This is a genomic window from Sporosarcina sp. FA9, assembly GCF_051550205.1.
GTDB lineage: Bacteria > Bacillota > Bacilli > Bacillales_A > Planococcaceae > Sporosarcina.
Genome location: NZ_CP188819.1, coordinates 2,815,250 through 2,830,395 on the forward strand (window position 1 = coordinate 2,815,250; position 15,146 = coordinate 2,830,395).

The following is a 15,146-nucleotide window of genomic DNA, read 5'->3' on the forward strand; positions in this document are numbered from 1 at the left end:
GTTTCATATGGATTTATTGTCAGTCATTATTAAGTATCCATTTTGCATGCTAGGATCTTTTTAGTCTTTTTATTTATACAATGTTTTCTTTTAATAGTGTGTTTACATCATAATTTCATAAAATACTAAATATAAAAATTGGTAGTTTTATTGTATATTTACTTGCTATGTTCCATATACTTGAATTAGGAAGAAATAAAAAAAATATTTAGAGGGTATGGTGATTGAATAAAATGGACAAACCATGGAAGAATGGCGAAAAGTTAGTAATTGTAGGGACAGGCGAATTTGCAGAAATTGCTTATGAATATTTTACTTATGATTCTCCATATGAAATAGTGGCTTTTACTGGTGAGAAGCATTGTATAGTCAGTGACAAACTTTATGATTTACCAGTTGTTCCGTTTGAAGAGGTACATCAAATTTACCGAGCAAGTGAATATAAAGCATTCGTCGCAGCTACTTATACTGATTTTAATAGATTGAGAACTAGATTATATCATGAAACCAAAAGTAAGGGATATGAATTAGTATCTTATGTTAGCTCCAAAGCTTTTGTTTGGAGAAACGTGACACTCGGTGAAAATTGTTTTATTTTTGAAAATAATGTATTACAACATCATGTTAGCGTAGGAAATAACGTTATCCTTTGGAGTGGAAACCATATTGGACACCGATCGGTTATAAAGGATAATTGTTTTATTTCTTCACATGCAGTTATTGCTGGAAGCTGCGAAATTGGTGAGAATTGTTTTATCGGCATAAATAGTACATTTAACGATGGAATAAAGGTTGGTAAGGATTGTTTTATTTCCTCAGGATCATTAGTTATTAAAAATACACTTGAAGGTAAAATATATAAAGGAAGCCCTGCAAAGGCATCAGATATAGATGTTTATAGATATTTCAATATCGAAAGTGAACTTGTCTTATAATATGAGAAACCACTAGACTAAACTATTTCACTCTCATAAACTATTCAAAGATGTATTGATATCTTTCAATACATCTATTATGGCTTTCCCAATCCTCAATTTCCTAAGATTCTGTTTCTCAGCCATATTTTTTGGTGACGGTTTACGTCATATACATTGTTCCTTGTTATTTAAGACAGATGCTAGTTTGAAGGAAGTGCAAGACCGCTTAGGACATACTGATATAATAAACAACGTTTTACATCTATACACATGTCACGGAGAAGCAATTCAGAAGTTTGTTAACTATATTGAGATATAGATAAATGACTTCACTTTGACTACGTTCTATTGACACTATATGAAATCATACGAAATAGGAAAAAGAAAAAACCCTTGATATACAAGGGTTTTTTCTGTGTTTGAAACCATATGATTTCTCAGTATGGAGACGGCGGGAGTCGAACCCGCGTCCAAAGGCCCCAACACTTAAGCGTCTACGCGTATAGATTGTCTACTGGGTTTCGCATATCAATTTGCCGAAGCCATAAGCCATAAGTGTTTGTGCCGCCGCCATACTTATTATTTTTACGGTTTTACTCGCTAGGGAGTATTACATATTTACGAACTTGGTTCAATGACCTTCTAAGAACTATTATATCATATGATTCCAATTTAAAAAGAGAATTCTTAAAATACGGGCTCTCTTTAAGCATATCTTCGGAGGTATGACTACATCTACTTCAGTAGTCAAGAACATAACTGCAACAGATGCTGCGTTTTGAATTGCGTAACGTGTAACATTAGTTGGGTCAACGCATTAGCAGTTACCTAATGTATATATAGTTATAGTAGTGAAAACTACTTCCTAAGTTTAATTTTATATTTCAAATATAAAGTAGTTGTCATAAAGTATAAAGAAGTATTTTAACATCATACTTTTCCTGACATTCTATTACAGTATAAATGACGTTTGCAATTTCAATGTATAGTATAATTCTCTTAGAATCTTTTAGGATAAGGGGCGGACGTGTTAAATGGTTTTAAAAATGATTTTATTTGCACTAGGATTAATAGCTATCGGTTTCATTAAGGAGTTTATGAGTTTAAGAATGGTGATTAAGGATATTGATTACTTAGCAGGATATAATGAGTCTTATGTTGAGTATTTAAACAATCATCTTAACTACGATTATTATTCGAGTAGAATAGGAAATAAACAAGCAGAAAATGAACTTCACGTTAAATTGATTAGCCAAGCCCCAAAAGCCCAAAGGCTATTAATGGACGCTGGACTTGTTGACTACGAACCACCTTTTCGTGGGTACAGAGTAAGTAATTATCCTGTATTGGTTAATACAGTACAGTATTTAAGAAACCCGTCTGCATTGACTGAAGAATTTAAGATGTTGAACACTATACTAATTATGCAGATTGCTAGATATGAAGAACTTTACGAAAGCATAAAGGCAAATATCTTTAACCCGATTGTCTTACTAAGGGAAGGTGTTCAGTTCTTCGTTACACTTCCAATATCCCTTCTTTATTGGACGGGAATAATTCAGTATTCTACGCAATACAAATTATCTAATAATATCATAGTTAAGTTTATAAATTTCCTAATCATTATCATTGGATTAGTGTCCGCAATAGTTACAATCCTTTTAGGTTGGGAACAATTAAAAGAGTTTTTATTTAAGTTTCTATAAACAAGAAAGGATGTTACCCGTTTGGATAGCATCCTTTTTTATTTTATGCACCATCGCATCCTTAACGACAAGGTATTGTACATTCGCTTTTACTAAAACCAAGTCGTCAGTTCGCCAAAACTGGATTATCCCCTTTAAATTAGGAAATAGTCTCTTCTTTACTAACTATTTACACATTAGACAAATTCACAAAATAGCTTGTGTTTAGTCTTACATCATGCAGAATTTTGTAGTGCATAGCAAGTAATAGAGCCGTTCATTCATAGTTTTTTATAGGTATACCACTTCCAGATATTTCATTCTTCTTTCTATCTATAAACCAGTTGTCGTTTCTTCTGAAGTGAGTTAATAAATCTATGTAAAAGAGGTTCTTTCCTTTAAAGATTATCCTTATTTCCCTCTGTCTCCTAGATATTCATTTTGAATCTTTTCTAGCCTACCTGATTCTTTGAATTTTAAAATATTATCATTTAAAAAATTTATTAGTTCCTTATTTTCCTTTCCAACAACCATCGAATAACTTCTTTCCGGTAGCAGTTCTTCTCCATTCATTTTATATAGTGGGCCTGTATAATATGAATATGTCTTTGTTAATTCTGTTTCATCAGGCTCTAATCTTATTATGCCTGTTATAACATCTACATCTCCTCTCCTTATTGCAATATCTGAATCATCATCTGAAACAAATTCCCTTTCTTCTACATCTATGTTGAATTCCTTTGCCATCTCTTTTATTATTGCATTACCAAATTCATGATATGCTCCATATTCACTCTGTTGCAAATTTAATTCAATAGGTATAGTAATTTTCTCTATTTTATAATTTTCTTTTTCATCTTCAATTTGTACCTCTTTATCCAATACAAGTTTCTCTTCATCATTTTCAACTTGTACATCCTCGAATTTTTTCTTATCCTCAACTTTTTTTTCAGCAGTACAACCAAACATAGCTAAGGAACACCCTATCAGTAAAAATAATATTTTCCTCACTTATAATACGCTTCCTTTCATCTTAAAATGTATAATTATATCTAAATTTATAATCAACATGTATATATATCAGTTCATTTAATTTCAGTTGCAAGTTTTATTAACCCAATATTCATAACTTCTTTTCCTTATTAATTTTTGTATAAACTCAAATATATTTTCATTTTCTAGTGCAGTTGTGTAGTGGTTTAAAAAACAATCCTACAAATAAACAATAAATGTCAAAATCTTGTTCAATAATGAATATCTACATAACCTAATTTTTGTCGTAATTACTCTACCTCTAAAAGTGGAAAATTACTCCATGACTCTAAAACAATGCCTGCAATAAATTTAATCAAAGGAATTTCCTGTGTAATTATTTTATCATTCAAATTTGGTATGAAATTATCGTTAATATTCGTTGTTTCTTTTGCATGAACAATTGAACATCTAACACTATATATTCTGTTCGTCATATCTTCTATCAGATTAACACTGTTTATATCTAATTTCTTTAATGCAGGATATTCAAAGTGTTTTAAGCTATAGTATTCTCTATGTTCTATCCATGCCTTTACTTCATCTGCAGTTATAGCTTTGCATATTACCTCACGTATCACATCTATTTCTTTAGGTCTTGGAAGCCTAGCTATTTTCAAAGCTCTTTTATAAAAAAATTCAATTACTTGATAATAAGCTATAAACTTATGTCTACTTGTTGATGAGTCGTTTGCAAAATTGAAATACATCAACGGCTCTCTAATATAATTATTGTTACTTAGTTCTAATTTCAAATCGATTGATGAAACCCCTTTTTCCTTTTGATAAGTATCAAAATGTCCTCTCTTAAACTCTAGTCCAAGTTCAACCGAACATTCATATAGTATTTTTTCTACAAGTATATTTAAATCATCTGCATTAGCCACAAAAGGAATATTCCATAGCTGTAATGTGAATTCTTCTTGGATGTTCCTTATTTGATTTATTTCGATAGCATAGTCCAAATAATCTTCCTTAATGAACTCTTCACGGAATACAGCACAAAATAAATCACTCATTGTTCCTAAATACCCAACTATAGAACCATCTAATACAATATCTATCCCATTCCGTTTTACAATATCGAATCCTTCTATCAATTGCTTTTTTGTGCTATGATTACTAACTTCGATTAATATTTCGTGATAATTGCCCACATTTATTGAGTTTGAACTATCTCTAAAGTAAACATGAAACATCGCCTCATTAAAATAGTGGTAAATTAAATCGTAATATTCGTTTGGATTTTCTTTATTTATTGGTATTTGTTCCGCGGCTATTTTTAACACATCAATAGAGCCTGCCAGAAAGTTATCAATATCCTCTACCGATTTTCCAGTTAGACTCTTCCAAAGACTTATATAATCATTTTTGTCCCATGAACTTAACCAGGCTTTATATATTTCATTCTCAATATTACGAAATCCATATAGGCCTTTTAATTGCCGTTTCATCCCTTTATCCTCCTATCTAAAAAGTAAAGCAAGTGCACTATTATTTGTTGATTTGATTTCTCATAAATCCTATGTAAAGTTACTGGCATTTTTAGTATTACAACTCCCAATGTCTGCTAGACTATTTAGGAAATCCAACTAGTTCCTTTTTTAATTTCATTTTAAAGTGTTCTATGTAATGTTCATAATAAGATGGAGGCAAACATTAACATTCGACAAGTTATGAAGATAAATTTATTAACTTAAAATAAACTTTTGTTATAAATAACTAATTGTTATTTAGTTCATTACACTATAACTTTTGAAATTGTATTAATATCAAAAGTTAAAGCAATCAACTTAAAATATAATTGTGATTCCAATTACAACATTAATACAAAAAAGCCTTTTATTTTATACTCTTCAAAATCCCCTTCAATTGTTCAATGCTTAACACATTATCTTTCCTCCTATGTACCATTCGATGACAATTGGCACATAACGGAACTAAATCAATTTCGGGATTTATCTCAACTGCTTCCCCAAGTGTACTTAATGGATTTATATGATGAACTTCAATGAAATCTATACCTCGCTCTCTATAAACCTCTTCAAAGTTAAATTCACAAGCGACACAGCTTGAACCATGATGTTTAATTGCTTCTATTCTATTTTTAGAATCGCGCTCATAGCGTTTTCCGTAATAATATTTCAAACCACCTTCATTACGAAGACCTTCTTCTACCTTTTCTGATTCAATATCTTTTGTAACATTGTCACCTAGTTCTTTCTCTCTACTTATTGCTTTCTCGTTAACCTCAAGCAATCTCACAATTAAATTGTACTCTTCTCCCTTTTCATTTAAGATAACTAATGAATCTTTAAAACTTTTGTCTATAAATATCCCCTTATATGGAGCACGTAGACCTAAATAATGAAGGATATTCATCGATTCAAAACCACTACTTTTCATATCTTCGATTTCTAATATATATTCATCTAACCACCTAGGCGTTTTACCATTAAATAAATACTCATATACCACTTTCCCAAGTAATCCTTCATCATATTTCTCATATTCTCTACTGCGGTTACTCGATTCTAATGAAGGTAGTGTATTTTCTTTCAATACCTCATAACCAACTTCTTTTAAACGTTCCCTAGCAAATCTTCTTTCTTCTTCTGTAAATAAAGTTTGAAACTCTTGTCTAAGTACAACAGCTTCAACTGATAAATCCAACCGATTTAGTTCCCAAAGAATATTAAAACCATCAGATAATCCCCGACTATTAATCAATTTCTTAGCAACCGCATAACCCCCAACCGTTAAAACCATTTGTGTAAAACGTGTAGGATTATAGCCTATGTCCTTAGCATTTTTCGAAACTTCAATCATAACTTTATGAAACTTATTTTCTAATTGCTTCGTATCTTCTGCCCCCCCTCCAAGTGAAGCCGCCAGAGGAAAACTATTATGTATTTCTTCATGATTCACAGGCAGACTATTATGCCATAATTTTCGCAAATAACTAGCATGTTCATCTGCTACAAGATAATTTGTGGTTTGACGTAAGCGAAGAATAAGTAAATCAGATAATATTTCATGTTCCTGTAACCTTAGACGATTGATTCCGTTTACTACTTCAACTTCTAAAACTTCTAACTCAACTGCTAGGTATGAGTCCCCACTAACATCTTCATACCAATACTTTAAGGATTCTTCATCATTTGTATGTTCTTGTGGTAATGTCACTACCTTAGTTCTAGCAACTACACCTCCACTACCTTTATTTGTACCGTCTGAACGCCAAATGAAAACTTCATCATCTAGATTAATGTCATTAACAAAATGCTCTTGTCTGATTGACCACCATATATAATCATTCTTTAATAGATAATCATCGACATTAAACTTTATTGGATTGCCTTGAAATATCCATGTTTTCACAATGAATTTCCCCCTTTTTTAATTATTCCGATTTACAAATACCTACCTATCAAACTAGATAGGTAGGTATTTAATACTTTTCATATTAATCGTTATAATTTTGATTACGGTCTTTTAACCTTTGAATCGCAGCTAACACTTTTTCTAAATCTGAAATATCATTAGGGGTATTTGGTGTCGTCAAAATATGTGCCACTCTGCGGTAAGTTAACTTTTCTCCATATCCCATTATAATTTAAATTGCACGCTTGAATTGATTGTTTTCTTCCCAATCTACTTCCCCATAAACAAAACGATGATACGTATCATTACTATGTAGTGGTGCAGGGATATCTATGTAATCAATAGACTGCTGATGAATTGCCATTTTATCCCTGCCAATAATTGCATTCAATATTTATATTCTACAAAAGTTCTAGAAATCCTTCTAATATCGACAATTCTCTTACTTTTATACCGTTTGGATACACCTACTACCATCCTTTATCTAGGAAAGGAATGATGTTAATTTGGTAATTACCCCCGACTGTGCACACTATATCTGAACGTGCTGCCCATTCCAGCACTAGCTGGTTCAGTAAGGTCTGCAACTGATGCTGCGTATTGAAGTGCTGAACGAGTTACAGAACTCTACATTATATATATTTCATAGGATAAATTACTCAAAACTAATACCTATTCAACTGTCTTGCATACATGTTTTTATTACTAGTACAAACTGTCCTCACGCTCTACTTCTCTTAATCTGTTATTGGTGAATTTAATTGAAAAAACATATAAATAACTCTAACAATGGAAACCTGAACGAGTTGTATCAATGGACGAAATAATTTTTGATTCCCTATTGGTAATTAATTACTGAAATGTTCGTTATTAGAACAGGCTATCATAATTTGTACTTTACCTATGAATATTGATGTATGATAGTTTGTATATGGATTACCATTTATGGAAGGAGGAATATTTTATGCCTATATCATTAGATGAAAAAATTAATAATCATGCTTCCTATACCAATACGATTAATGTCCTAAAAATTTTAGACGAAATTGACTTCCCTGATTTATCGGCTCAAGATGTGCAAATGTTAGGACGTATAAGTTCGACCTTTGACTTTCTAAAGGAAGCTTTGGATAAAGTAGACCCGTGGTTAGTATCAACTGGTATAATGAACAACTTAAATGGCCCAATTTCTCATGTTTTAAGTGAAATAACCAATTATATGAACAATAGAAATGGGAGACATTTAGTTAATGCCTTGAATCACCTTGAAACCTTGTTACAATATTTTCCCCATTTATTAATTGCAAAGACTCCATCGGAAATTGAAGGCGTAAGAAACTCTGTTATTAGCTTTAGAAAGTCAATTGGTCAACACTTATCCAACATAGAGAAAACCGCAACAGAAACTTCAGAAGTCTTATCAAAAAATACAGAAAAGTTTAATGAGCTTACTTCTGCAATAAACGACCAAAAAACTAGAGTTGACTCCGTTGTCAATGAATTGCAAAATCAATTTTTACAAGGACAAGCCCAAAGAAATAATGGATTTAATAATTTTATTGACCAAGGTGAAGAAGATTATAAAGGAATTATCAGTGAGATTGAAGTAACCTTCGAGCAACAAATGGAAACCCTGCAAAACTCCTTTGATTCAGTAACAGAAGGTTATGAAAAACAAATAGAAACCCAACAGAATGCCTTTGATTTATTAATCCAAGAATTCAAGGCAACAATCCAAACTGAACTTGACCAAATTCACACCATGAACAAAGATGCTGAAAAAATACTTGGATTAATGAGTATGAAAGGTTTAGCTCAGGGTTATCAAAAAATCGCAAATAGTGAAGCAAATAAAGCTCTGGGTTGGAACGCTATTTCTTTGCTCTCAATGATTGGTGTTTTGTGGTTTGGATATCAGTTCATTATTATTAATGAAGGGGTCATGACATGGATTACATTAGTCAGTAGAATAGTTATGACTGGTGTAGGATTAACACTGTTCACTTATGGTGCTAAACAAGCTACAAGCCATAGAATAGAGGAAAGACGTAATAGAAAAATCGAATTGGAATTGGCATCACTTGACCCATATCTTAAAGATTTGGAACCAGCAGAACAAAAAGCGGTAAAACAAAGCCTTGTTGATAAGTACTTTGGTGTAGATTTTTCAAATACACCAATCCAACAAGGACAAACATCCTTACACCAAAATACGATTGACTCAATAAATAATAATCCACAGTTATTGAAATTATTAGCTGAAAAAGTAACCGAATTAATTTCAAAAAAGTAGAGAAAAGACCCTAATCCCTTCTCTACTTTTATCTAACAATATTGATGTAAGGTAATATTACAATTAATATAAGAGGTGGATAAACAAGATATCCCATATACTCGTATATCGTACAACGACTTAAACTCACTTTATTTTTCGGTAACGGTCAAACAGTAATTACAAGCATGCTGCAACGCTTGCTATAATTACATTTGGAAGACTATTACATACGTTACCGTTTAAGTACAGTCTTTCAGTAACAGAATAATTTGCATTAATCTTTATTCCTGTGAAAATAACATAAAAAAGACACCCTACTAAATCGGATGTCTTACCACGTTAGCTATTCTGCTTCTTTTATGAATGTTGTTGTCCTATACATTTTCATCTTTCGTAACATGTAGTATGACGGGATTCTCACCAACCGCAGCAACCATGTTTTTATTATGGATAATATACCAACATTTAATAAAATTGTCTTTTTATGCGTCCAACCCGTAAGGGCGTAACAGTTACTTATGTGCACCTATCATTTGGCGGTGATGATGTGAGTCAGCTATCTTAAAAAACTCTGGATGTGTATAACTTTCAATAATAACCGATTTTTTGATAAACTTCCCTTCGAGTGAGATGAGTTTTTCAACCCGTAAATCAGCTTCTGGAAATTCACCCGATAAAGAAGCAATTTGAATAACTTTTTTCCCGCCTGGAGCCAAATAATCAATTTTTATATCTTTGTTAACCGTTTTATAATCAAATAGTCGTTCGTTTATTACATCGGCTTCGTCTATACCAAATTCAAAATCCCACTTCTTAATAGTTAAAGAGTACTCTAAGAATATATCAGTTGCTGGCAAATCTCCGTTATTACAAATTTCTAGTTCCCAAGCACTTTCATCATGGGGAATTTCAGGAAAACCTTTTTGGTTGAAATCAATATCACGATGCAGGCTGATACCCCAGTCAGGTACAAATTCATTTTCTCCTAACTTTCTAATATAAGAATTAATATACAGTTTTGCATTCATGTTTTTTTTTGACAACTTAAAGACAAAGAATGCCAGAATAATATTGACAAAACTAATAACTATTTCCAAAATACTAATATTCATAATGTCCCGCATTAAACTCAACTTCCCCACATAATTATTTTTTTTATTTTATTATTAAATATTACCCCTATAATCTTTTACTTTTTAGTGTCTTCGATGCACTGGAAGGACTATTTCCTAATCGCTCTGCGTCTCGTTGGGCTTCTATCAATATAATTTCAAAATCAACTTTAGCTAATTCCTTCAAATTTATTTTAATTCTAATTATCAGATACAAAGCCCATGACCCCCATTCCTACGTTTTGAAGTGCGGAATGCGTAACAAAGCCAATCTTCCCACAACTTAAAAGAGAAAAAAGCTGTTTGATAAAAAAATTATACGAGGTTATATGTGAATAATACTAATTTCCCCTTAGTTCATCCTTCACCCGAAATATCGAAACCGCTGTAACTTATCATATTATTTAGATAATGTAGATAAAGTTTAGCCTCTTCACTATCAAGCAACTTTATATTTAAACCGTTCTCACATCTTTTCAAAAATGAATAAAATATTACTATCATTTGCGAATGGTCGGTAATAAAACTAGAGTTCTCTGTCTTTACAAAATTAAATTCTTTATCTTCATATAAACCCTTTGTATCTATAATGTAGTCGTTAATAATTTCATTTTGACTTTGTAAATTTAGAAAATCCAGCAAACATGGATACTTTTTCATCAATATTTCAATATTCCTATATGCTTCTATATTGACGAAGTATTGAAAAAGGTGTTTTACTTTTTCAATACTTTGCTGTTCTTGCTTATTCCTTTCACGCATATTTTTATTCTCTTCACGAATCCAATTTGATATTAATACAACAAATGCTAAAAATATTGGAGTTACTATCATTAAATAAGTTGTATATAGTCCTATATATTCATTTATATTAATTAATTCACTTTCCAATTTTCCTTCTTTGATTCTATGGTTTTGCCAAATAATTGCTACAGGAGGTGCTACAAATGTTGTAAACGCAATAAATAGCACTCCAATTAGAGTTTTTAAATACATTATAAACACATCTTTTCTTTATATATTCTAATCAAACTATATAATTTAGTGTTTTCCCAATTATTCCCATAATACATGATTTTTGCTTAAAGGAAAAGGGAGTTTTTAAATGAAAATTAAAATGGATTTATCAGAAGTTCTACTGCATTTAGATTTACTAAAAAAACAAAAAAAGTCCTAATATATATGAACTTAAAATGATGCTAATTCTTCTTCTCTTAACGCAAGCTCTCTCGCTCCAACAACCTATATAACGTTCCAGTACCGATCGATAACAACTTACTTATGTATCTTATTGACTTACCATCCTGCTACCATAAAAGTTTTTTATAGCTTCCTCTCCATAACCTCGCAATTAATAAATGCATAAATGCTAACTTAATGTCTAGATACCTCCGCAGAAGCTAAATAAAGGTGCTAACATTGTAATGTTAATTCTATTAATAATAAATGGGTCCTGTTATCTTAAATATAATTTAGATAAAAATTTCTCCCCGTATCCTTTACTGAAATATTGTTTTTCTCTGTCAATACTTCTATTATAGTATTCCTGCAACCACAAATATTTAAGTTTAATGCTCATACTGTTACCTTTTAAATTCTTTTTTATAAGCTTTTGTAATGGAACAATTACACCACTAAACATATCATCAGAAAAGGTATCGTGTGCATCAAAAGTTGTTTCATGTATACTACCATCAGTATTATATACTTTTTGCTGTTCATAGCTTTTAGTATGAGTACAATTACCAATAACTGACTCTAAATAATTCAAAAAATAATATCCATCACTGTCTTCTAAAATAAATTTATTGTATATTTCAGAAGATGTTGTTTCGTAATTATTATAACTTTCAGAAATACCATCCATTTTAAAACCATAGTAAAAATTAATATCCTCATTATGTTTAAGTTCAAGAGCTTTTTCTTCCGATAAATCCCATTTATTTATATATTCTATTAAATATTTTGATAACACAATTCTAGGGACATTTGCTACATTATTTTCAAGTTCATAAGACTTATTCATTGCTGGTCCAAAAAGTGTTTCCTTTTCATGAAAACAATCTCCTATTTCAATTCCTCCACGAATTAATATGCCCATTTGAATAAGTTCTGCTTGCATATTCTTCAGTATGTCTAGCAAAAAGTGTAAATAACCAATACTTGCGGGAGAGGAAATTACAATACAATCCGAGAACATAGTAACTTTTATCTCTTGTTCAGAAACCTCATACATTACCTTTTGATAAAATTTTTTTGACTCGATAATTATATCCATAATTTCAAATGCTTTATTTGAATGCTCTACAATATTTTTAAAACCTAATATATCAATAAATGCTACGATTCTTTCTTCATATTTTTTTTGCATTTTACTCCTCTTTTCTAATAAATTATAAAATATTTGAAATACACTTCTTATTTCTTATTAAACCCTATTATAGCATTATTAATTTCTACTAGAATGTTTAAAACAAGCATAACGAATCTCATAGTACATAAAATCGTGATTTCATTTACTAGTTTTTTATTTCATCACTCTTCCTTTTTTTAGTTAGACTACTTTGTACGTATTTCTCTATAATAGCTTATTTATATATCTTAATTGCACTAAACTATTTTGTAGTATCTTCTAGGTAATACAATCTTAAATTTACTTACCTAAAAAGATATTTTTTTATGATATAATTGAATTTATGGAACTATTTTACTTCAAAAGGGAGGAGATAATTTTATGACTTTAACACCTAAATATCTTAGCTTTGATGATTTATTACAAAAGCGGTTATTCGAAATCCCAAGTTATCAACGTGCATATAGCTGGGACACAAAACAAAGGAAAGACCTTTTTAATGACATAGAAAAACTTCATGGGACTAATGATAGTGATAATCGAAAAAGCCACTTTATGGCAACAGTTGTCTGTCACAATGAAAATAGGAATGAAGCTTTTGATACCGAATTATATAATGTGCTAAATATTGTAGATGGGCAACAACGAATAACAACATTAATTATCTTATTAAAAGCAGTTGAAAAGAAATTTAATAAAATTAATCACGGCAACAAATATAATCGGTCAATAAATTATATCAAAGACTTATTAGTTAAAGATGATAATAAAAGATTAGTATTAATCCAAACTAACCATTCAAGTTCAACGATTCTTAGGGAATACCTAATCCATGGTACATACCCCAATGAAATTAAAACCCATGCAGCGAAAGCTCTTAATAGCGGTTTTAAGGATTGTGAGAGTTTTGTCAACGAATGGTGCTCCAAATATGAAATCATAGATTTATTAATTCTATTAAGAAATGATTTATATTTTATTCTTCATATTCTTGAGGATGAAGCTACTGTTTATACTGTCTTTGAGGTTTTAAATAGTAGAGGTTTAGCAGTTGACTGGTTGGATAAATGTAAAAGCATGCTTATGGGAATTGCTTTTGAACAATCCAATAATAATAAAATAATATTCGAAGATAAACTTCATTGGCTTCGGGAATATTGGTAAAAAATATATGAAGAAATCGGAGTACTTAATATTGATGGTAAAGATATTGTAACCTTTGCCGCCACAATATATAATCCTCAAGAATCTAGCAGAATAATGGAAATTGATGCTGCAATGGATTACTTTAAAAGGATTTGTTTAGAGGATATTGAGAACGTATTAGAAATATCAAAATGGTTATACGATGTAACTCATCAGTTGAAGCTAATCGAACAAAATGTTAAGAAAAAGGCTGTCAACAAAGTAAAACAAGCCCGTTTCCTACAAGTCGCAATTAAACTCTCTGGACATATAACCATAGAAGAAGAAAAGGAACTCCTTGAGCTTTGGGAAAAAACGACATTCAGAGTATTTGGATTGTATAGAAAAGATAGTAGACATCTAGTTGGAGAATATGTTCGCTTAGGACATTTCATTATGGGATATTATGAAGATAGCATAAAATATGTTAATGTTCGCTTTGTTAAAACTAAAGAAAAGCTTATAGAAATTGCTCTTCAACACTCTTGGAAAGATATTGGCAGAATCTTAAAAGAAGAGAAGTCTTACGGAATTTGGAACCAAGAATTAAGGTATTTTCTTTATCAGTATGAAAAAGAGCTTTCAAAGACTGACAACTATTATTTCTCTGAAAGAAATTGGGATGTAATATGGTCAAAAAATATTGAAAATACTATTGAACATATTTATCCACAACAGGATTCTGATGAATGGAAAGGAAAGGTATTGAGAAATAAAGACCATTACAGACACGTTATTGGTAACTTGATACTACTCCCTACAAAACTAAACTCAAAAGCCAGTAATTTCTGCTTTAAAACTAAGTTAGATATTTATAACTCAAGTGACATAAACGCTGCTAAAGAAATTGGTCATAAGTATTCTGATTGGAACTATAATTCCATAAACGATAGAACAGAAAGTCTAATAATATTTGCTCAAACTTATTGGGGTATCGAAGGAAAATAACTGATTATTGCAGATGAATTAAGCCGTTCTAGCGGAATTTTGAGCCAACCTTTGCCCAGATTAGAGCCACACTTTGCGGAACGAAGAGCCACTATAGATACACCGTGACTGGGAAAGGCTCAGTGTCAAGTTGTTATCTAGTGTATGCCGCTTAAGGGCATACGCTGGAATTGTGCTTCATGCCTAGTCGGTATGTAGTTGAAGTATTGGTACGTACATTGGTGCTGTATTGCGTGATATATTGTGACGGTAATC

At 31.1% G+C, this 15,146-nt stretch carries 13 protein-coding genes and 1 pseudogene; 5 read left to right on the forward strand and 9 right to left on the reverse strand.

Annotated features, from left to right (window positions below):
• The first annotated feature begins 233 nt into the window (after window positions 1-233).
• Window positions 234-935 (forward strand): acetyltransferase, encoded by a 702-nt coding sequence (locus ACP8HH_RS14315; RefSeq protein ID WP_438319189.1) that lies wholly within the window; start codon window positions 234-236, stop codon window positions 933-935.
• Between the two features lie 634 nt (window positions 936-1,569).
• Here the strand turns inward: ACP8HH_RS14315 and ACP8HH_RS14320 are convergent.
• Window positions 1,570-1,731: pseudogene (locus ACP8HH_RS14320) on the reverse strand (hypothetical protein); the annotation flags it as partial.
• A 232-nt stretch (window positions 1,732-1,963) separates the two neighbouring features.
• On the opposite strand from ACP8HH_RS14320, the gene ACP8HH_RS14325 reads away from it, so the two are divergent.
• Window positions 1,964-2,623 (forward strand): hypothetical protein, encoded by a 660-nt coding sequence (locus ACP8HH_RS14325; protein ID WP_438312415.1) that lies wholly within the window; start codon window positions 1,964-1,966, stop codon window positions 2,621-2,623.
• Between the two features lie 390 nt (window positions 2,624-3,013).
• Here ACP8HH_RS14325 and ACP8HH_RS14330 read toward each other — a convergent pair whose 3' ends face one another.
• The 5 genes from ACP8HH_RS14330 to ACP8HH_RS14350 all read right to left on the reverse strand — a co-directional run bounded on the left by ACP8HH_RS14330 (window position 3,014) and on the right by ACP8HH_RS14350 (window position 7,409).
• Window positions 3,014-3,613: a transporter substrate-binding domain-containing protein gene (locus ACP8HH_RS14330; RefSeq protein WP_438312417.1), complete on the reverse strand. Its 600-nt coding sequence runs from the start codon at window positions 3,611-3,613 to the stop codon at window positions 3,014-3,016.
• Between the two features lie 272 nt (window positions 3,614-3,885).
• Window positions 3,886-5,088, reverse strand: a complete 1,203-nt coding sequence (locus ACP8HH_RS14335; RefSeq protein WP_438312419.1) for a hypothetical protein — start codon at window positions 5,086-5,088, stop codon at window positions 3,886-3,888.
• 388 nt (window positions 5,089-5,476) lie between these two features.
• The gene (locus ACP8HH_RS14340; protein WP_438312421.1) at window positions 5,477-7,015 is read right to left on the reverse strand and encodes an EVE domain-containing protein; all 1,539 of its coding nucleotides are present in this window, start codon (window positions 7,013-7,015) and stop codon (window positions 5,477-5,479) included.
• An 85-nt stretch (window positions 7,016-7,100) separates the two neighbouring features.
• Window positions 7,101-7,244 carry a hypothetical protein gene (locus ACP8HH_RS14345; protein ID WP_438312423.1) on the reverse strand — a complete coding sequence of 48 codons (144 nt, stop codon included), beginning with the start codon at window positions 7,242-7,244 and terminating at the stop codon, window positions 7,101-7,103.
• Between the two features lie 6 nt (window positions 7,245-7,250).
• Window positions 7,251-7,409 carry a hypothetical protein gene (locus tag ACP8HH_RS14350; RefSeq protein WP_438312424.1) on the reverse strand — a complete coding sequence of 53 codons (159 nt, stop codon included), beginning with the start codon at window positions 7,407-7,409 and terminating at the stop codon, window positions 7,251-7,253.
• 573 nt (window positions 7,410-7,982) lie between these two features.
• On the opposite strand from ACP8HH_RS14350, the gene ACP8HH_RS14355 reads away from it, so the two are divergent.
• Window positions 7,983-9,311 carry a hypothetical protein gene (locus ACP8HH_RS14355; RefSeq protein WP_438312426.1) on the forward strand — a complete coding sequence of 443 codons (1,329 nt, stop codon included), beginning with the start codon at window positions 7,983-7,985 and terminating at the stop codon, window positions 9,309-9,311.
• Window positions 9,312-9,805: 494 nt separating this feature from the next.
• On the opposite strand, the gene ACP8HH_RS14360 is transcribed toward ACP8HH_RS14355, so the two are convergent.
• The 3 genes from ACP8HH_RS14360 to ACP8HH_RS14370 all read right to left on the reverse strand — a co-directional run bounded on the left by ACP8HH_RS14360 (window position 9,806) and on the right by ACP8HH_RS14370 (window position 12,776).
• Window positions 9,806-10,405, reverse strand: coding sequence for a hypothetical protein (locus ACP8HH_RS14360; protein WP_438312429.1), 600 nt, complete (start codon window positions 10,403-10,405; stop codon window positions 9,806-9,808).
• A gap of 357 nt (window positions 10,406-10,762) precedes the next feature.
• A complete protein-coding gene (locus ACP8HH_RS14365; protein ID WP_438312432.1) occupies window positions 10,763-11,401 on the reverse strand; it encodes a hypothetical protein in 639 nt (212 codons plus the stop codon).
• 460 nt (window positions 11,402-11,861) lie between these two features.
• The gene (locus tag ACP8HH_RS14370) at window positions 11,862-12,776 is read right to left on the reverse strand and encodes a hypothetical protein (RefSeq protein ID WP_438312434.1); all 915 of its coding nucleotides are present in this window, start codon (window positions 12,774-12,776) and stop codon (window positions 11,862-11,864) included.
• Window positions 12,777-13,139: 363 nt separating this feature from the next.
• Between ACP8HH_RS14370 and ACP8HH_RS14375 the strand changes: the two genes are divergently transcribed.
• Both ACP8HH_RS14375 and ACP8HH_RS14380 read left to right on the forward strand, forming a co-directional pair.
• Window positions 13,140-13,922, forward strand: a complete 783-nt coding sequence (locus ACP8HH_RS14375) for a DUF262 domain-containing protein (RefSeq protein WP_438312436.1) — start codon at window positions 13,140-13,142, stop codon at window positions 13,920-13,922.
• A 96-nt stretch (window positions 13,923-14,018) separates the two neighbouring features.
• Complete coding sequence (locus ACP8HH_RS14380; RefSeq protein WP_438312439.1) at window positions 14,019-14,891, forward strand: HNH endonuclease family protein; 873 nt, start codon at window positions 14,019-14,021, stop codon at window positions 14,889-14,891.
• The last annotated feature ends 255 nt before the right edge of the window (window positions 14,892-15,146 follow it).

Excerpts from the sequence above, each read along its gene's own strand:
- ACP8HH_RS14315 (WP_438319189.1), top strand. The coding sequence starts at position 234 with ATGGACAAACCATGGAAGAATGGCGAAAAGTTAGTAATTGTAGGGACA.
- ACP8HH_RS14325 (WP_438312415.1), top strand. The coding sequence starts at position 1,964 with ATGATTTTATTTGCACTAGGATTAATAGCTATCGGTTTCATTAAGGAG.
- ACP8HH_RS14335 (WP_438312419.1), bottom strand. The coding sequence starts at position 5,088 with ATGAAACGGCAATTAAAAGGCCTATATGGATTTCGTAATATTGAGAAT.
- ACP8HH_RS14345 (WP_438312423.1), bottom strand. The coding sequence starts at position 7,244 with ATGGGATATGGAGAAAAGTTAACTTACCGCAGAGTGGCACATATTTTG.
- ACP8HH_RS14355 (WP_438312426.1), top strand. The coding sequence starts at position 7,983 with ATGCCTATATCATTAGATGAAAAAATTAATAATCATGCTTCCTATACC.
- ACP8HH_RS14360 (WP_438312429.1), bottom strand. The coding sequence starts at position 10,405 with ATGAATATTAGTATTTTGGAAATAGTTATTAGTTTTGTCAATATTATT.
- ACP8HH_RS14365 (WP_438312432.1), bottom strand. The coding sequence starts at position 11,401 with ATGTATTTAAAAACTCTAATTGGAGTGCTATTTATTGCGTTTACAACA.
- ACP8HH_RS14370 (WP_438312434.1), bottom strand. The coding sequence starts at position 12,776 with ATGCAAAAAAAATATGAAGAAAGAATCGTAGCATTTATTGATATATTA.
- ACP8HH_RS14375 (WP_438312436.1), top strand. The coding sequence starts at position 13,140 with ATGACTTTAACACCTAAATATCTTAGCTTTGATGATTTATTACAAAAG.
- ACP8HH_RS14380 (WP_438312439.1), top strand. The coding sequence starts at position 14,019 with ATGGAAATTGATGCTGCAATGGATTACTTTAAAAGGATTTGTTTAGAG.